This window comes from Desulfovibrio mangrovi (genome assembly GCF_026230175.1).
Taxonomy (GTDB): Bacteria; Desulfobacterota; Desulfovibrionia; order Desulfovibrionales; family Desulfovibrionaceae; genus Halodesulfovibrio; species Halodesulfovibrio mangrovi.
The window spans coordinates 1,436,559-1,453,453 of sequence record NZ_CP104208.1 but is presented as its reverse complement, the minus strand read 5'-3'; the positions used below and the strand labels follow the sequence as shown (position 1 = coordinate 1,453,453).

The following is a 16,895-nucleotide window of genomic DNA, read 5'->3' as shown; positions in this document are numbered from 1 at the left end:
CGGCAACGGATAACGATAACAATACCGAGGGGCGGCTGCGCGATGCTGCAGATTGGCGATATCAGTGTTGGCTGGCGCGATATAGTGGATATCGGCCTGGTCACTTTGCTTTTCTATCGGATCATTCTGATGGTTAAAGGCACACGCGCCGTTTCCGCCATTTACGGGCTTCTGCTTGTGCTGGTGGTGTATTTCGTTTCCGAAGAAGTCGGGCTGTACACCCTGCATTGGTTGCTCGCCAATTTCCTTGGTTCCATCTTTCTGGTCATCATCGTGCTCTTTCAGCGTGATATCCGTCGGGCCCTTACGGAAATGGGAGCCCGGGGTTTCTGGCGCAAGAAAGTGGTGGAAGATGACCTGCTCAATGAAGTGGTCGGGGCCGTGCTCAGCATGGCGCAACGCAGAGTGGGTGCCCTTGTGGTGCTTGAGCGCAACGTTCCTCTCGGTGACACCGTGGAGCGAGGTATTCCGCTTGATGCCAAGGTGACCAAGGAACTGCTCATCTCCATTTTTCAAACCTCCACGCCTCTGCATGACGGTGCTGTGGTCATCCGTGGCGGCAGGCTTGGTGCGGCCGGGTGCATTCTGCCTCTGGCTGTTTCTCCGCAGGACAGACCTGAATACGGTACTCGACACCGTGCAGCCATGGGCATTACCGAAGAAAGTGATGCCGTAGCTATTGTGGTTTCGGAAGAGCGGGGAGCCGTTACGGTTTCCATTGGCGGCAAGCTGACCACGGCGCTGGACGCCACGAGACTCAAGCGCGTGCTGCGCAATGCTCTGGAGCGATAATCATGCGCGGAAACTGGCAATACTTTCTGCTGGCGCTGCTGATGTCCTGTACGCTGTGGTACATGGTTTCCGGCCGTGAAGAGGTGGAAGCCTGGACCACCTTGCGTATTGAAATGAAAGGCATGCCCGCCAATCTTGTGGTCACGAATGGCCTGGAGCCTACAGTCGATGTTCGCGTTCGTGCCCCCAAGGGGTTGCTCAGGGGGCTCAGCGAGCGGAATCTTGCTTATTCCCTTGATCTTTCCGGTCTTACGTCGGGGCTCAATGTCATAAACATTCTGCCGGAGCGAGTGCCCTTGGGCAGCGCGTATGAAGTGGTCGAACTTAGACCATCCCGTTTGACTCTGAACGTGGATGCCATTGAGAGTCGCGAGGTGCCGGTGAAGATTCAGGTGGCCGGAGCGCTTCCTGCTGATATCAGGGTGTCCCGCTCAACCGTCACCCCGGAAACGGTTACCCTTCGTGGTGCTTCAAGCCTGCTTGCCAAAGTGAAGCAGGTGGATGTGATCGCCACGGTGCCGGAAGTGACGGAGGCCGGAGTGGTGGAAGTGGCCGGGGTTGTTGATCCGCCGGACGGACTTGAGGCGAATCCGGCGCAGGTCAAGGTGGCCATGCTTCTCGGTATTAAGACTGTTTCCAAGACCGTCAAGCGGACCGTAGAGATCAGTGCACCGGAAGGGATGAAGGTTTCGGCCAAGTCGCGTAAGGTGAACCTGCGTCTTGAAGTGCCCGAGTCCAAGAGCCGTAATGAGTCGCTGTTTGATGAAGTGCGGGTGGAGCTGGTTGTTCCGGAATCGCTTGAGGCGGGAACGCATACCTTGCCATACAGGCTCTATTTACCGGAAGGGATATGGCTCAAATCAGCCGAGCCGAGTACCCTGACAGTGACAATCGACGGCAGATAGCGTACTGCTGCCGCTGCTTCGAATCGTATATTGACTGAAGGCCGGAATGCGCCTTTGGTTTATGTGAATTTACAAGAGGATATGAACAGATGGGAAAAAGGCTGTTTGGTACTGACGGACTGCGCGGTCAGGTGAATGTGTATCCCATGGTGCCCGATATTGCCCTGCGTCTGGGGCTTGCTGCGGGTACTTTTTTCCGGAACGGGAAGAAACGCCACCGGGTGGTGATCGGTAAGGATACCCGTCTTTCCGGCTATATTTTTGAAACCGCGCTGACTTCGGGCCTTTGCGCTTCCGGCATGGACGTTTTTCTCGTTGGGCCGCTTCCCACTCCGGCCATCGCTTTCCTTACCCGCAATATGCGGGCCGACCTTGGCGTTGTCATTTCCGCCTCACACAATCCTTTTGTGGATAACGGCATTAAATTTTTTGACCGTCAGGGATTCAAGCTGCCTGATGAGTCCGAGGACGCCATCACCGATATGGTCCTGAACATGGACCATAAGTGGGATTATCCGGCTCCTGAACGGGTTGGTCGTGCATACCGCATTGACGACGCCCCGGGACGCTACATCGTATACCTGAAGAACAGCTTCCCCAGCCATCTTACGCTGGACGGGATGCGCATTGTGCTTGACTGCGCCCATGGCGCCAACTACCGCGTTGCCCCCCTTGCCCTTGAAGAGCTGGGCGCGGACGTGATCAAGATCGGTGTTTCTCCTGATGGCGTGAATATCAACCAGCAGTGCGGTTCGCTGTACCCTGGCGTGGCCGCCGAGAAGGTTGTTGAGACCCGTGCGGATATCGGCCTTGCCCTTGACGGTGACGCCGACCGCCTCATCGTGGTGGATGAGAAGGGTCAGGTGCTGGATGGCGACCAGATTATGGCCATCTGCGCTCTGGATATGATGGAACGCGGAGAGCTGACCAACAATACCCTGGTTTCCACCGTCATGAGCAACATGGCTCTGGAAGTGTTCATGAAGGAGCGCGGCGGACGCCTGCTTCGCACTGCCGTTGGCGACCGTCATGTTGTTGAGGCCATGCGTCGTGAAGGTGCCGCCATGGGCGGTGAACAATCCGGCCACCTTATCTTCATGAATTACGGTACTACCGGTGACGGTTTGCTTGCAGCTCTTCAGCTTTTGCGTATCATGAAAGAAAGGGACAAGCCTCTTTCAGAGCTTGCCGGTCTGCTGCAGCTGTTCCCGCAGGAACTGATCAACGTGCATGTGCGCAGGAAAATCCCCTTTGAGCAGAGCCTGGAAGTCATGGCGGCCAAGGAAAAGGTGGAGAAAGAACTGGGTGACAGGGGGCGCGTGCTGCTCAGATACTCCGGTACTGAAGCTGTGTGCCGTGTCATGGTTGAAGGGGAGCATTCCGATCAGGTCAGCCGTCTCGCCTCGTATCTGGCTGAGGCCGTGCAGGCGCACTTGAAGTAGCCTCGACTGTTATCTGTCTATTTTCTGAAAGGAGAGCGCTCAATGAACATTCGCAAGGTCGTGATTCCCGTTGCAGGCTGGGGAACCCGTTCTCTTCCTGCCACCAAGAATATCCCCAAGGAAATGCTGCCCGTCTACAACAAACCTGCCGTGCAGTATGTTGTGGAAGAGGCTATGCGTTCCGGTCTGAACGACGTGGTTTTTGTCACCAACCGTGACAAGAAGATCATTGAGGATCACTTCGATCACAACCTGCAGTTGGAAGGCATTCTGGAGCGCGCCGGCAAGAAGGGCATGCTGGATGTCATCCGTGAAGTGGCGAACATGGTGAACATCATCTCCATTCGTCAGAAGCAGCAGCTCGGTTTGGGGCACGCGGTATTGTGCGCCAAGCATGTGGTGAGCGAAGAAGCTTTCGGCGTCATGGTGGGTGATGACCTGATGTTCGGTATGGAGCCCGGTCTTAAGCAGCTCATGGATGTGGCTGCGGCGGAAAGGCTGCCTGTTGTGGGCGTCATGGAAGTGGAGCCCGACAAGGTAAGCCGTTACGGTATTGTCGCAGGCGAGGAAGTCGCCCCCGGAACCTATCGTGTGACGGATCTTGTGGAAAAGCCTGCTGCCAACAAGGCGCCTTCCCGTCTGGCAATTGTCGGCCGCTACGTACTTACGCAGGATATCTTCCCCGCGCTTGAGAAAACCTTGCCCGGCGCAGGTGGCGAGATTCAACTCACGGATGCTCTGGGCACCCTTGCCAAGGGCAGGGGGCTTCTCGCTGTCAAGATGCGCGGTATGCGCTTTGACGTGGGCGACTGGGCTGAGTATCTTACTGCCAACATCTACTTTGCCCTGCAAGATGAGGAAATACGGGATGATCTGGTAAAACAGCTTAAACCGCTTCTGCCTTGGAAATGTTGATGATAAGGGGCGGTCCCGGTGGCCGCCCTTTTTTCTTTGTCGCTTGTTTTGTCTGTTCCGCCTTTCAGAAAATGTTTTCGCTTGTCTGGTAATTCCGTATGTCTACACTGCTCTCCATTGCTCTTCTAAGCCCTCCCTTTGCCAATCTGAGCTACGCGAGACCTGCGTGGTTGCCCGCCGATTTGTGGAAGACGGGTATGCGGGTCGCCGTACCGCTTGGCAAGTCGGGTGGATTACGTGTCGGGGTAGTGATGGACGTACAGGCTCCGGCGGCTCCGGCGGGAATCGAGGTGAAAGAAGCTCTGTGGCCTTTGGAGCGTCAGCCCCTTCTTACTCCTGAATACCTCGAAATGGTGCGCCAGCTCGCCGTGCGTCATCTGCTTACTCCGGGCGAAGTCTTAGGCAGCCTGCTGCCGGCCGGACTGCGAACTTCGCAGATCCGGTTGCGGGTGCTTGGCTCAGGCAAGCCAAGAACCCTGTACCTGAAGGATGTGGGTAAAGCCTCGTTGGTCGAGCGGTCGATTCTGGGGGATGCTTGGAGCGCAGGCAATGTGGAAGTGCTGGATGCCGGATTCGATGCTGAGGTGCAGGAAGTCTGTGTCGTCACGCAGGATCCTCCATGGCCTGTCAGGCCTTCTGCCAAGCGTCAGATTGAAGTGCTGGAGTATCTTTGGGAGAACGGAGCCGTTTCCCGCAAGACCGTGCTGAGCCAGTGCGGTGCTCAGGCGGGCCAGGCCCTGAATGCGCTGGCGGAACGCGGGCTGGTTGCTGTTGGAGCTCTTGAGTCGCTGGCCGGATGGGCCTGCTCGTGTCCCATGCCTGATGCTGAGGAAAGTGAGCCGGACGGTCCGGCCCATGATGCCGGATTCCAATTGACGCAGGCACAGCAGGAGGCCGTGGATGGCTTTGTCGACGCGCTGGATGCCACATGCCCGGAAACCCGTCTGCTCTATGGCATTACCGGCAGCGGCAAGACGGCCGTGTATCTTGAGCTGGCTGCCAGAACTCTGCAGCGCGGCAGGTCGGTCATGCTGCTGGCTCCTGAAGTGGCGTTGGCCTGCAAGCTTGAACGTGCTGCGCGCAGTGCACTGACCGGTACGGACATATTTCTGTTCCATGGTTATCAAACCGCGGCTGAAAGGGAGAAAACCTTCAGGGCGCTTGCTGGGCGTGACAGCCACTGCGTCATTGTAGGAACGCGATCCGCGCTGTTTCTGCCAGTGCCGAAGCTGGGAACCATTGTCCTTGATGAAGAGCACGACGGCTCCTTCAAGCAGGACGAGCGCCTTGTTTATCAGGCCAAGGAGGTTGCCCACTTCCGTATGCAGCAGGTGAACGGGCTGCTTGTACTGGGCTCGGCAACACCAGATATCAAGACCTACCATGCCGCCCGCGGGGGACGCATTCCTCTTGCCCGTCTGGCGGACCGCGTGGGAGGCGGTACGCTTCCTGATGTCGAACTGATTGACATAAAGGGACTTTCTCCTTCAGATGGCCTGCTGGCTGCGTCCAGCCTCACCGCATTGAAGGAAACGGTTTCCAGAGGTGAACAGGCTGTCATCCTGCTCAACAGGCGCGGGTATGCTCCGCTCATGTACTGCCTTGATTGCGGAACCGTAGCGCGTTGTCCGCACTGCGAAATCGGGCTGACCTACCACAAGGGCAGGGAACGTCTGATTTGTCATTATTGCGGATTTGCGACTCCCTATCCGGTGACTTGTTCGTCCTGCAAGGGGTTGCATTATCTGCCTATGGGAGAGGGAACCGAGAAGCTTGAAGAGGGGCTGATTCACGAATTGCCCCCCGGCACGAAGGTGCTTCGGCTTGACCGGGACTCCACCAGACGGCCCGGGCGTATGGAAGCCATTCTGGACGCCTTTGGCAGGGGAGAGGCGCAGGTTCTCGTGGGCACGCAGATGCTGTCCAAGGGGCACCATTTCCCCAACGTGACGCTGGCTATTATTGCCGACGGAGACTTGGGGCTGAATCTGCCTGATTACAGGGCTGCTGAGCGGACATTTCAGTTGCTTGTGCAGGCCTCCGGACGTGCCGGGCGCGGTGAGAAACGCGGCAGGGTTTTTATCCAGACCCGCGATCCTGCGCACTATTGCTGGGAATTTGTCCGCAATGCGGATTATGATGGATTTTTCGAGGAAGAGATTCGTCGTCGGGAGCGCCGCAGGTATCCTCCTTTTGTAAAATTGGCGCTTGTTCGGGCCAGTTTTCCGACGGATTGGGCTCAGGGCGCGGAGTGGATGGAGAGTCTGACGGCGCTGGCGCGGGAAAAGGGGAGAGCGGCCGGAGTTCTTGTTCTTGGGCACACTCCTTCCCCCTTGCCGCTGCTGCGCGGACGCAAGCGTTTTCAGTGGGCTTTCAAGGCTCAGGAATGGACGAGCATCAGGGCTGTGTTTCATGAGATGCGGCAGGCTGCCCCAAGAGACGGAAAGATGCGTTTGTCGCTGGACATCGACCCTGTTAACATGCTGTAATTGTATTGTAAGGTCTGTCTCGTGGGTGCTTCCCTTCCGAGAGGAGGCCACGAAAGGAGAGAGTATGATCTGGATGGTAGGAAAGTGTCAGGATTGTCCCATGTTCTGGTCTGCCGATGAGGGGCACTGCGGTGCTTCAAAGCTGGTGAGCAGTGAAGCTGCGCGAGTGGTACCAGCTGAAGTTGCCAAGACCGGACGTCCCGAATGGTGTCCTCTTGAACCTGCGGGAATGGTCGTTCATGAAGCAGGTAGCGTTGAGGATGCCTCCTGCGCACAGTGTGCCGATATCCGTGTGTTCGAATGCGGAGCCTGTCCGTTCTATTTCGAGACTGACAAGCGCCGTTGCAATATCGCCAACCCCAGATGTCGGCCTATCATGACGGATGATCCCCGTCCTTTCTGGTGTGCATTGCGTAAGGAAGGCGTGATTATGCGCAGGAAATCGAAATAGTGAAAAATAATCGTTTCAGCGTTGCGTACTTTGTAATGAAACGTTATAGTTTCTGGTATCGGCGTGGAATGTTGAACGAAATGCTCTGTTGAGTTGTTTCAGTGGGTGGGATTGTCGGGAGAATCAATGACCAACGATTCGATAGAAATCCTCGTTGTGGACGATGAGGAAATGGTTCGTGAGAACCTTGAAGCCTATCTGGAAGATGAAGGTTTTGTCGTCCATACCGCCGGAAGCGGGGAAGAAGGTCTTGAGGTTCTTGCGGGGGTGAATCCGCAAGTGGGCATTATTGATATGCGCCTCCCCGGAATGAGCGGGAATGATTTCATTATCAAGGCTCATGAGGTGAAACCCGAACTCAAGTACCTTATTCACACCGGATCAACCAACTACAAGCTACCGTTTGAGCTCATGCAAATAGGCGTGACCAGAGACGAGATTTTCATCAAGCCCCTGCAAAATATGGATGACTTGGTGGAAGGCATCTATCGCATTCTCGGAATGGAAAGGTGATGCCGTGTCACGAACCAGCAAAGGCACCATACTCGCAATTGATGATGAAACCATCGTGCGTCAGAGCATGGCTGCCTTTCTGGAAGACAGTGGATATAAAGTCATTCAAGTAGCCAATGGCAAGGACGGGCTGGAAGAGTTTGCCCGTCAGGCTCCTGACCTTGCCCTCATTGATCTGCGCATGCCCGGCATGGACGGGCTTGATGTTCTTAGCGCACTTTCCGCGCGCGCTCCTGATATTCCCCTCGTTGTTGTTTCAGGCACCGGTGTCATTCGTGACGCCATCGAGTCTTTGCGTCGTGGTGCCTGGGATTACATTACCAAGCCCATTCATGATCTGAGTTTTCTCGAATATGTCGTAGACAAGTCGCTTGAGCAGGCAAAGCAGCGTCGTGAGAAACAGGACTACCAGAAACACCTTGAAGAAGAGGTGGTAGTCCGCACCACGGAATTGGAGCAGGCACGCGACGAAGCTGAATCAGCAAGCAAGGCAAAATCGCAGTTTCTGGCCAATATGAGCCATGAACTGCGAACGCCGCTGAACGGGATCATTGGCCTGACGGATCTGCTTCTGGGAGGAGAGGCCTCTGCCGAACAGACTGAGTACCTGCAGATGATCAAGCAGGCAGGCAGAGAGCTTCTGGCCATCGTCAACAACCTGCTGGATATGTCAAGTATCGAGGCGGGGCGTCTTGTGCTCAGGGAATCTGCCTTTACAATCCGCGATACGCTTTCAGATGTTCTGAAGGTTCTGGATGTTCAGGCCCGTTGGAAGAATTTGCGTCTGGAGTCCGTCGTGGATGAGGATGTGCCTGAGGTGATTTCCGGAGACTCCGGCCGTCTTAAACAGGTCATCAGCAACCTTGTGGTCAACGCCATTAAGTATACGCAACGAGGCGGAGTCACGCTCAACGTGCATAAGGTGAAGAGCACCCGAAAGGAGCTGACCCTTGCCTTTGTGGTTCGGGATACCGGAGTGGGCATTCCTGCAGATAAACTGGAATACGTGTTTGAGCCATTTTCTCTTGCCGAGAGCTTCATGACCAAGAAATACGGCGGAGCCGGGCTCGGGCTTTCCATTTCAAGAGAAATAGCCCGTAAGATGGGGGGCGATATTCAGGTGGAGAGCGTCTCCGGTCATGGAAGCACATTCACGTTTACCGCAAGTTTCCGCAAGGCTGGAAAGGACGAGGAAACCGGGGCAATGGAAGGCATGCCTACTATCAGGGGAATCGGACGTCCGTTACGGATACTGCTTGCGGAAGATGACATCATCAACCGTAAGCTTGCACTGTACTTTTTTGAGAAGCAGGGACATGAGGTTGTCTGCGTCAATAATGGCGTTGCTGTTCTGGAAGCCATGGTAAAAGAGACCTTTGACCTCATTCTCATGGATATTCAAATGCCTGATATGGACGGTGTTCAGGCTACACGTGCCATCAGGGAATCCAAGAGTCCCGATGTGGATAAAAACATACCCATCATTGCCATGACGGCGCACGCCATGAAGGGAGACCGTGAACGGTTTCTCGAAGCCGGCATGGACGAATACATATCGAAGCCTGTTGATTTTACCCTCCTGGTATCAATAGTTGAGCAAGTGCTTGCGAAATAATGAGTGTGACTGTTGCTTTTTTGTGATCTTCACTTCATTTTTTTCGCAAAAGTGCCCTCTAACGTGTTGCCTAAGTGAGAGTGTTCCTATTATAACCCCGAGAGTTTGTCTGTAGGAGGAGGCCGCCCGCACCCGCTGCGTTGCCAGCAAGCGAGGGGTTACGGTGCCGCGGCTCTATAATGTTGTCTGATGGCCGTAGGGGACGGCTGGCGATCTGCCAAATCTGGCGAAGTGCGTTTCGTTGAAGGAGGCAGGTGACGATCCGGGGCACCGGATTTTGGGATGCCATGCGTCATCGGACGAGAACTCAAGGGGTACTCATGAAGCGACGTCTAATTTCCGTTGCCGCTGTCTTGCTGTTTGTCTTGGCGGGAATTTCTTCCGCATCCGCATCCGGTTTTGCTCTGTATGAATACAGTGCCCGAGGCAATGCCCTCGGTGGTGCTGTTATCGGTCGCGCTGACGATCCGTCCACCATCGTAACCAACCCTGCCGGTATTACCCAGCTTGAAGGAACGCAGATAGCTGCCGGTGCTTCCTTCATCATGCCCAACATGGACGTTTCCGTTAATGGAAACGAGGTGCATGGCCAGAACAATATCTGGGTACCTCCGCATTTCTACGTCACGCACAAGTATAATGACAAATGGTCCTTCGGCGTTGGTCTGTACAGCCGTTTCGGTCTTGGCACTGAATTCGATGCTGACTGGGCAGGCCGTTATAACGTGACCGAAGCTGTCATTCAGACCTATTCCATCAATCCGAACGTTGCCTACAAGGTAAACGACAAGCTTTCTCTGGCCGTTGGTGTTGAGTATATCAACGTCAAAATGGATATTCAGAAGAAAATGAACCTTTCTCCGGCTCCTCTGCCGGATGACCTCAGCCAGACCAAGGCTGAAGGCAGCGGTTATGCGCTGACTCTCGGCTTGCTGTACCAGATCAATGACCAGTGGAAGTTCGGTGTGGGCTATCATAGCCAAGCTGAAATCAATGCAGAAGGTGACCTGTCCTTTGCCACCAACTATGGCGCTCCCTTCAATCTTGTAGACACCGATGTGGAAGGCTCTGTGGTTCTGCCCGATATGCTGAACATTGGCCTGACCTACTATCCCACCAAGGATCTGAGCATCGAAGTCGGCGGTGTGCTGACCCGTTGGTCCACATACAACGAACTGCGTTTTGAATTCGATGATCCTGTCGGCCCCACCTCTTCTTACACCAGCGTTACCCCCAAGGATTGGAAGGACGTGTGGCGTTACAACATCGGTGTGGAATACAAGGCTCTGGATTGGCTGACCCTGCGTTGCGGTTACACCTACGACGAGTCTCCGCTTAACGAAAACCGTCTTGACTACCTCATTCCCGGCAATGACCGTCAGCTTTACAGCGCTGGTGTGGGCTTCAACTGGCAGGATTGGACCCTTGACCTGTCTTATACCTACCTGTGGATGAAGGGCCGTGATTATGGCAACACTGTCGGTGTTACCGGTGTTCAGCCCGACTCCCATTCCAAGAATGCCCGTACCGATATCTACGGTATCACCGTCGGGTACAAGTTCTAGTCTGATTTGAGCTTGCTTTTCGGGCCGGTTCGGGTGCATTCCTGAACCGGCCTTTTCATTTTGAGGAAGATTTATGCAGATAGTATTGTTCGAGCCGGAAATTCCGCCCAATACCGGCAACGTGGCCCGGTTGTGCGCAGCCACGAAGACGCCGTTGCATCTTATTGAACCGCTTGGGTTCAGCCTTGATGATCGCTATCTCAAGCGGGCAGGTCTGGACTATTGGCCGCATGTGCAGGTCAAGGTGTGGCCGGACTGGGAAGCGTATCTTGCGGGTGGCGGTGTCGGAAAGCGACATGTGCTGACAAGCGCCCGCAAGGGAGCGGCCGTGCACAAGTTCGCTTTTACTCCCGATGATGCTCTGGTCTTCGGGCCGGAAACGCGCGGGCTTCCGGAGTCGTTGATGGATCGGTATTCTGACCATCTGCGCATTCCCATCTGGGGCGAAGTGCGCAGTCTTAATCTTTCCACTGCTACGGGCATCGTGCTGTATCAGGCCTATGCCTCTCTGGGTGTGCTGGACGGGCGTTAGCATGAGCGATGCCATGGTCATATGGCTGCCATTGATGGCATTGGGCCTTGATGTGGTGCTGGGCGACCCCTGTGCCCTGCCGCATCCTGTTCAGGCCGTCGGGTGGGCACTGAATCGTTTGGAACGTATCGCAAGGCCCTGCCATGTCTCCAAGCTGAGTGGAGCGCTGTGTCTGGCCGTTCTATTGATTGCGGTCGGTCTGACGGTCTGGAGTCTGACTGCAATTCCTGTATTGGGTGTTTTTCTTGCGTTGTATTTCGCGTGGTCCGGCCTTGCGCTGGGGAGTTTGCTCCATGAGTGCCGTTCTGCCGCAACGCTGGTCGCAGAGCAGGACCTTGAGGCCGGACGTGCTGCCGTGAGCATGCTGGTCAGCCGTGATCTTTCGCAGGCGGAGCAGAGCGATCTGTATCGCGCGTTGGGGGAAACCCTTTCCGAGAATTTCAACGACGGTTTTGTAGCGCCGTTCTTCTGGCTGGTGCTGGGAGGCCCGCTTGGGCTGTGGCTGTACAAGGCTGTGTCCACTACCGATTCCATGTGGGGATACAAGACGGAGCAGTGGCGCGAGCTCGGCTGGGCCGGAGCTCGGCTTGATGATGTGCTTGCCTATGTTCCGGCGCGGTTGTCCGCCTTTCTTCTGGCCTTGAGTGCTCCCCTTGCTGGAGTGGGGGCAGGCATGTCCGTCTTCAGGCTCTGGCGGCATGTTGCCAGCGACGCAGCGCAGATGGAGAGCCCCAATGCCGGATGGCCCATGGCCATGGCCGCATGGCTGCACAGGCGCTCCATGGGCGGTACGACATGGTATTTCGGACAGGCCAAGGATAAGCCGCTACTCGGCCCCCGGCGCTTGGGGGACGAAACTGTAGCCTATGGCAGACAATGGGATGCAGCCGGTATTGATGCACTGCTGCGGCATGTCCGCATTGCGGCTGTTCTCGGCGGCGTACTTCTTTGGCTGGTTACGCTGTTGTAGTTGGGATTCTTTCGTCTGCCTGATCCATTCACGCTTTTATCGATTCCGCCGATTCCGCAAGCGCAATGCCTGCGGCCTGCCCTGATGCCCATGCCCAATGCAGGTTGAAGCCGCCGAGCTGGCCTGTCACATCCAGAACCTCTCCCGTGAAATAGAGGCCCTTAAGCCGCTTGCTTTCCATGGTCTTGGAGGAAATCCCGTCGGTATCCACGCCTCCGCCGGTTACCTCTGCCCGTTTCATGCCTTCTGTGCGCGCGGGCGTCACAGTGAAACTGTGGACCCGCTGAGTCAGGTGGTCCAGGTCCTGCCGTGAAAGCTGGGCTACCTGTTTGTCAGCAAGAGCAGCAGGGAGGAGTCCGGCGACCAGTCTGTCGGGCAGCAGCCTGCCCAGAACTGTGCGTACCAGCGGCTTGCCGCCTGCTTCCTTCAGTTCCTGTTCTATCTGCGATGAAGGAAGGAAATCGATGACGATGGGCATGTCTTTCTTCCACCGGCAGGAGGCGTGCAGGACAACGGGCCCGCTGATGCCGGTGTGGGTGAAGAGCAGGTTCTCTGTGAAGCGTTTTTCCCCACACTCGATGGTTGCCGGAACGGCGATGCCGGAAAGCCCCTCCAGAGCCCAGCCTTTGGGCATGGCAAAGGGCGCAAGGGCAGGGTAGGGCGCGACGATGGCATGCCCGAACTGTTTAGCAATCCTGTGTCCAAAATCGGTTGCGCCGGCCTGCGGCCATGCGGGGCCACCGAGAGCCACCACGAGATTTCTGCCCTTGATAGGGCCATTATCGGTTGCCACGGTGAACAGCCCGTCAGTGTGCGTAATGCCGGAAATGGCGTGACGCAGCCGCCACTCCACGCCGTGCATGGAGCAGGTATCCTCAATGGCTGTTGCCAGTTCATCGGAACTGCGCTGACAGAAGAGCTGGCTGTGCTCGCGTTCTTCCCATGCAATGTCGTGTTTGGAGAGAAACTCCACCATATGCCAAGGAGAAAAGCGGGCCAGTGCGGATTTGACGAAGTGTGGGTTGCGGCTCACGTAATCGGCGTGAGTCACTTCCAGATTGGTGAAATTGCACTTGCCGCCTCCGGCGATGCGGATCTTCTTGCCGGGGCGCTTGGCGTGGTCAACGAGGCACACGGAAAGACCGCGTGCGGCGGCGGTGTGGGCGCACCACATGCCTGAGGCACCTGCGCCGAGAATGACTGCGTCGAAAATATTCATGCTGTCCTTTCCAGATAAAAAGGAGTACGTCGGGCATAACGATGGCGGGTGAGTACCCTTTCCCTTGCGGATTGTCCATGCCGACAGGCTGGGGCTGCGTGCGCTCTCCGTCGTATCCCTTTCTTTCGTTGCTGATAGATTATCGGAGACTTCCTATGCCCCTGCTACCTACCCCATCCTACACTACGTCGTTATTGCTTTCCAACGGGCATGTGCAGACTCTGTATCCGCCGCTGTTCCGCAAGGTTGCGATTCTGGATGCCGAGCGTGTCCGTATTGCCACGCATGATGACGATTTTCTCGATCTGGATTTCCTTCCGGCTACGGCGGAAGCGGCCTGCCCGAATGCCGACGGCGTCAGGGCGAGGCCGTTGGTTATCATTTCCCACGGCCTTGAAGGTCATTCCCGCCGCAAGTACGTGCGGGGCATGGCTGCCTGCATGAACGCCGCAGGCTGGGATGTGTGTGCATGGAACTTCAGGGGGTGCAGCGGGGAGACCAACCGTGCCTTGCGCATGTACCACAGTGGCGTTACGGACGATCTGCATACGGTCATATCATATTGTGCAGAGCGCGGGTATGCGCGCATTGCGCTGGCGGGTTTCAGCATGGGTGGCAACCAGATACTGAAGTATCTGGGGGAGCATCCTGCCGCGGTGCATCCCGCCATAGTGGCTGCTGCGACGTTTTCCGTCCCCTGCGATCTGGTGGGGGCGGCCAAGGTGCTGGATCGTCCATCCAATTCGATCTACATGCGCTACTTCATGCGTTCCCTGAAAGAGAAAATGCGCAAGAAAAAGGAGCTGCATCCGGAGCTGAACATTGAGGGGCTGGATGATATGAAAACCTTTGCGGAATTCGACAACCAGTTCACTGCCCCCATTCACGGGTTCCGCGATGCCATGGACTATTGGCAGCGATGCGGCTGCGGTCAGTTTCTTTCTGCCCTGCGGGTTCCGGCTCTTCTGGTGAATGCGAAGAACGATCCTTTTCTCAGCCCAACGTGCTATCCTGTCTATACGGCACGAGCCAGTGAATTCCTGCATCTGGAGATGCCGGTTACTGGCGGCCATGTTGGCTTCATCCGTAATCATGAGGACGGTTGCTACTGGTCCGACCTGCGGGCGGTGGAGTTTCTGCGGCAGCACCTGTAGGCAGAGCGGTAGGCGCTATCTGCGACATGCAAGATAACAAGAATCCCCCCTTCCGGAAACGGTCGGGGGGATTTTTATGATCTTTTTTGTGAAGATTAATTGGCGCGGGATTCGTTTTTCGGAATGGAGGCAAGCAGGGCCTCCTGATCAATGGAATGGCACTGTTCGACAAATTCCTGACAGCGGCACCCGGACTGGGCGAGTTGCAGCAGAATTCGTTGATAACGTGCCAGATCGTCTTCCGTGAGTTTGTAGATGAAGCCGTAACGCTCCAGCATGTTCAGCAGTTGCAGTGAAGAGCCTGCCATCAGTTTGTATTCCGTGATCATGGCGTTACGCAGATTCATGTCCGTTACGTCCTGCATGCGGGCTTCGCCCAGTTCCTGACGCATACGCTCCAGCATTTCGAATTCTTCAAGCAGTCCGGATGATTCTGGTTTCATGGCTTCCCTTCCAATGCAATTGGTTAAGGCGCTTTTGCTGTCGGTGAGCGTCAGAAACGCGCCTGTTTACGGGGAACAGAAGCAATGATCGGGCCATGTCTGTAATGCGCTGTTTATTTTGAATAAGAGTGCTGTGAGCGGGCCATGGCGCCGGAATATTGGCGCCATGGCTTCGGAAGAGTCTGCTGATGGCTATCTGGATACTTTGCCGTTGGCGAGGGAACGGCGCAGGGCATCTGCAAGCATGGCGGTGAAGAAGCACACTGCAGCGACGGCAATGATGGATGCGCCGGATGTGATGTCGAAGTGGTAGGAGATGGTCAGTCCGCCGAGGCAGAAGAGGATGCTCCAGCCGATGGCGTGCATCATCATGCCTGCGAGTGACTTGGCAGTGCGTTGCGCCATGAATGGGGGAATGGTCAGCAGGGCGATGACCAGAATGAGGCCGACAACGCGGATAATCATAACCACTGTGAGTGCCGCCATGCCGATCATCAGGCAATGCAGGAAGGTGACGGCAAGGCCGCGCGCGCGTGCGAATTCCCGGTCAAATGAAAGCAGCAGAAGGCCGGGGTAGAAATAGGCCGTGGCGAGCACCACCAGCGTGTCCAGCACGGCCATGAGCCAGAGATCCTGTGCCGGTACGGCAAGAATGGAGCCGAAGAGAAAGCTCATCAGGTCGACGTTGTAGCCGGGGGTCAGGTCCAGCAGGATGATACCGAAGGCCATGCCAGCGGCCCAGAGCACGCCTATGGCCGTATCCGCCTTTTCCTTGTAGCGCAGGGAAACGCCAGCCATGAGCATGGAAGCGCTCAGCGAAAATCCTACTGTGCAGGGCAGAACAGGCAGGCCGAAGTAGAAGGCCAGTCCCACGCCGCCATACGCGGCATGGGCCACTCCGCCCGCCAGAAATACCAGCCTGTTCACCACGACAAGGCTGCCCACAATGCCGCAGGCAATGGATGCGAGAATGCCCGCCAGAATGGCGTACTGCATGAAGTCGAAACTGAGCATCTGCCACATCAGGCCTTTCCTCCGGTTGGTTCTGCAGCATCCGTTCTGCCGTTGCTTTCAATGTGCGGGGGCTCAAGGTTGGCCACATCGGGAAAAAGGCTGGAAACGGAGTTGATGAAGGAGCCCATGGGGCACGTGGGTTCGTGCGTGCCGTAGAGCATGGCAAGCAGGTCCTGCGTCAGCGCGTTGCCCGGGGCATAGCGGAGAGAGCGATTCACTACCGCAATGCCGGAAAAGGGCGAGGCGGTGATGGAAAGGTCGTGGCTGACCACGATGGTGGTAATCTTGCGTGGCAGGGAAGCCAGAAATTCATAGAAGCAGAACTTGCCCTGCGGGTCGATGTTGGCCGTGGGCTCATCCAGCAGGAGCAGATCGGGGTCGCCCATCAGGGCGCGGGCAACGATCACGCGCTGGCGCTGGCCGCCCGAAAGGTCGTTCAGCCTGTCTTTTTCGTGTCCATCCAGTCCCACCATGTGCAGGGCCTCACGGGCTTTGGCCACATTGGCCTTGGTGCGTTTCCAATGAGGCGAAAACAGGGTGCTTGTGCCGTTCATGGCACCCAGCAGCACGACATCCAGAACGGAGATGGGGAACCCTTCCTGCGTGGTGGCATATTGGGGGACATATCCTATGCGGTGGCGCACCTTGGCCGGCTGGAGCCCGAAAACCGTAACGGAACCTTCCTGTGGAGAGAGCAGGCCGAGTATGCACTTGATCAGAGTGGTCTTGCCGCCGCCGTTGGGGCCGAGCACGGCAAGGTAGTCGCCCCGGTTCACGGCAAGGTTTACGTCTTCCAGCACGCTGGCTCCGTTGTAGGCAAAGCTGAGGCCGGATATGGAGAGAATCTGTTCAGACATGATCTGGTGTCTCTGGTTG

16 protein-coding genes are annotated in these 16,895 nt (G+C 56.3%); 12 read left to right on the top strand and 4 right to left on the bottom strand.

What is annotated here, in order from left to right; genetic code table 11:
* Window positions 1–42: 42 nt before the first annotated feature.
* The 11 genes from cdaA (at window position 43) to cbiB (ending at window position 12,189) form a co-directional block, all read left to right on the top strand.
* Complete coding sequence (gene cdaA / locus N1030_RS06745; RefSeq protein WP_265828471.1) at window positions 43–792, top strand: diadenylate cyclase CdaA; 750 nt, start codon at window positions 43–45, stop codon at window positions 790–792.
* Between the two features lie 2 nt (window positions 793–794).
* Window positions 795–1,697: a CdaR family protein gene (locus N1030_RS06740; RefSeq protein WP_265828470.1), complete on the top strand. Its 903-nt coding sequence runs from the start codon at window positions 795–797 to the stop codon at window positions 1,695–1,697.
* A gap of 89 nt (window positions 1,698–1,786) precedes the next feature.
* Window positions 1,787–3,139: a phosphoglucosamine mutase gene (gene glmM / locus N1030_RS06735; RefSeq protein WP_265828469.1), complete on the top strand. Its 1,353-nt coding sequence runs from the start codon at window positions 1,787–1,789 to the stop codon at window positions 3,137–3,139.
* 42 nt (window positions 3,140–3,181) lie between these two features.
* Window positions 3,182–4,054: a UTP--glucose-1-phosphate uridylyltransferase GalU gene (galU, locus tag N1030_RS06730; RefSeq protein WP_265828468.1), complete on the top strand. Its 873-nt coding sequence runs from the start codon at window positions 3,182–3,184 to the stop codon at window positions 4,052–4,054.
* Window positions 4,055–4,152: 98 nt separating this feature from the next.
* A complete protein-coding gene (priA, locus tag N1030_RS06725) occupies window positions 4,153–6,543 on the top strand; it encodes a replication restart helicase PriA (RefSeq protein WP_265828467.1) in 2,391 nt (796 codons plus the stop codon).
* Between the two features lie 64 nt (window positions 6,544–6,607).
* Window positions 6,608–6,994, top strand: a complete 387-nt coding sequence (locus N1030_RS06720; protein WP_265828466.1) for a hypothetical protein — start codon at window positions 6,608–6,610, stop codon at window positions 6,992–6,994.
* A gap of 126 nt (window positions 6,995–7,120) precedes the next feature.
* On the top strand, window positions 7,121–7,507 hold the full coding sequence (locus N1030_RS06715) for a response regulator (protein ID WP_265828465.1): 387 nt from the start codon (window positions 7,121–7,123) through the stop codon (window positions 7,505–7,507).
* Window positions 7,508–7,511: 4 nt separating this feature from the next.
* Window positions 7,512–9,122, top strand: a complete 1,611-nt coding sequence (locus tag N1030_RS06710; protein WP_265828464.1) for a response regulator — start codon at window positions 7,512–7,514, stop codon at window positions 9,120–9,122.
* Between the two features lie 320 nt (window positions 9,123–9,442).
* On the top strand, window positions 9,443–10,687 hold the full coding sequence (locus tag N1030_RS06705; protein WP_265828463.1) for an OmpP1/FadL family transporter: 1,245 nt from the start codon (window positions 9,443–9,445) through the stop codon (window positions 10,685–10,687).
* A gap of 73 nt (window positions 10,688–10,760) precedes the next feature.
* Window positions 10,761–11,219, top strand: coding sequence for a tRNA (cytidine(34)-2'-O)-methyltransferase (locus N1030_RS06700; protein ID WP_265828462.1), 459 nt, complete (start codon window positions 10,761–10,763; stop codon window positions 11,217–11,219).
* Between the two features lies 1 nt (window position 11,220).
* On the top strand, window positions 11,221–12,189 hold the full coding sequence (gene cbiB / locus N1030_RS06695; protein ID WP_265828461.1) for an adenosylcobinamide-phosphate synthase CbiB: 969 nt from the start codon (window positions 11,221–11,223) through the stop codon (window positions 12,187–12,189).
* A 28-nt stretch (window positions 12,190–12,217) separates the two neighbouring features.
* Here cbiB and N1030_RS06690 read toward each other — a convergent pair whose 3' ends face one another.
* A complete protein-coding gene (locus N1030_RS06690) occupies window positions 12,218–13,408 on the bottom strand; it encodes a BaiN/RdsA family NAD(P)/FAD-dependent oxidoreductase (RefSeq protein WP_265828459.1) in 1,191 nt (396 codons plus the stop codon).
* Between the two features lie 155 nt (window positions 13,409–13,563).
* Here N1030_RS06690 and N1030_RS06685 point away from each other — a divergent pair, with 155 nt between their 5' ends.
* Window positions 13,564–14,562 (top strand): YheT family hydrolase, encoded by a 999-nt coding sequence (locus tag N1030_RS06685; RefSeq protein ID WP_265828458.1) that lies wholly within the window; start codon window positions 13,564–13,566, stop codon window positions 14,560–14,562.
* A gap of 95 nt (window positions 14,563–14,657) precedes the next feature.
* Here N1030_RS06685 and N1030_RS06680 read toward each other — a convergent pair whose 3' ends face one another.
* From N1030_RS06680 to N1030_RS06670, 3 genes are all read right to left on the bottom strand, one after another.
* The gene (locus N1030_RS06680) at window positions 14,658–15,005 is read right to left on the bottom strand and encodes a hypothetical protein (RefSeq protein ID WP_265828457.1); all 348 of its coding nucleotides are present in this window, start codon (window positions 15,003–15,005) and stop codon (window positions 14,658–14,660) included.
* A 192-nt stretch (window positions 15,006–15,197) separates the two neighbouring features.
* Window positions 15,198–16,028 carry a metal ABC transporter permease gene (locus N1030_RS06675; RefSeq protein WP_265828455.1) on the bottom strand — a complete coding sequence of 277 codons (831 nt, stop codon included), beginning with the start codon at window positions 16,026–16,028 and terminating at the stop codon, window positions 15,198–15,200.
* Entirely contained in the window at window positions 16,028–16,876 is an 849-nt protein-coding gene (locus tag N1030_RS06670; protein WP_265828454.1) for a metal ABC transporter ATP-binding protein, read from the bottom strand. Before N1030_RS06670 ends, N1030_RS06675 begins: the two co-directional genes overlap by 1 nt.
* Between the last annotated feature and the right edge of the window lie 19 nt (window positions 16,877–16,895).

What these genes read in the sequence shown, in the direction of transcription:
- galU (WP_265828468.1), top strand. Translation starts at nt 3,182, where the DNA reads ATGAACATTCGCAAGGTCGTGATTCCCGTTGCAGGCTGGGGAACCCGT.
- priA (WP_265828467.1), top strand. Translation starts at nt 4,153, where the DNA reads ATGTCTACACTGCTCTCCATTGCTCTTCTAAGCCCTCCCTTTGCCAAT.
- glmM (WP_265828469.1), top strand. Translation starts at nt 1,787, where the DNA reads ATGGGAAAAAGGCTGTTTGGTACTGACGGACTGCGCGGTCAGGTGAAT.
- N1030_RS06700 (WP_265828462.1), top strand. Translation starts at nt 10,761, where the DNA reads ATGCAGATAGTATTGTTCGAGCCGGAAATTCCGCCCAATACCGGCAAC.
- N1030_RS06720 (WP_265828466.1), top strand. Translation starts at nt 6,608, where the DNA reads ATGATCTGGATGGTAGGAAAGTGTCAGGATTGTCCCATGTTCTGGTCT.
- N1030_RS06705 (WP_265828463.1), top strand. Translation starts at nt 9,443, where the DNA reads ATGAAGCGACGTCTAATTTCCGTTGCCGCTGTCTTGCTGTTTGTCTTG.
- N1030_RS06670 (WP_265828454.1), bottom strand. Translation starts at nt 16,876, where the DNA reads ATGTCTGAACAGATTCTCTCCATATCCGGCCTCAGCTTTGCCTACAAC.
- N1030_RS06675 (WP_265828455.1), bottom strand. Translation starts at nt 16,028, where the DNA reads ATGTGGCAGATGCTCAGTTTCGACTTCATGCAGTACGCCATTCTGGCG.
- N1030_RS06715 (WP_265828465.1), top strand. Translation starts at nt 7,121, where the DNA reads ATGACCAACGATTCGATAGAAATCCTCGTTGTGGACGATGAGGAAATG.
- N1030_RS06685 (WP_265828458.1), top strand. Translation starts at nt 13,564, where the DNA reads ATGCCCCTGCTACCTACCCCATCCTACACTACGTCGTTATTGCTTTCC.
- cdaA (WP_265828471.1), top strand. Translation starts at nt 43, where the DNA reads ATGCTGCAGATTGGCGATATCAGTGTTGGCTGGCGCGATATAGTGGAT.
- N1030_RS06740 (WP_265828470.1), top strand. Translation starts at nt 795, where the DNA reads ATGCGCGGAAACTGGCAATACTTTCTGCTGGCGCTGCTGATGTCCTGT.
- N1030_RS06690 (WP_265828459.1), bottom strand. Translation starts at nt 13,408, where the DNA reads ATGAATATTTTCGACGCAGTCATTCTCGGCGCAGGTGCCTCAGGCATG.
- N1030_RS06680 (WP_265828457.1), bottom strand. Translation starts at nt 15,005, where the DNA reads ATGAAACCAGAATCATCCGGACTGCTTGAAGAATTCGAAATGCTGGAG.
- cbiB (WP_265828461.1), top strand. Translation starts at nt 11,221, where the DNA reads ATGAGCGATGCCATGGTCATATGGCTGCCATTGATGGCATTGGGCCTT.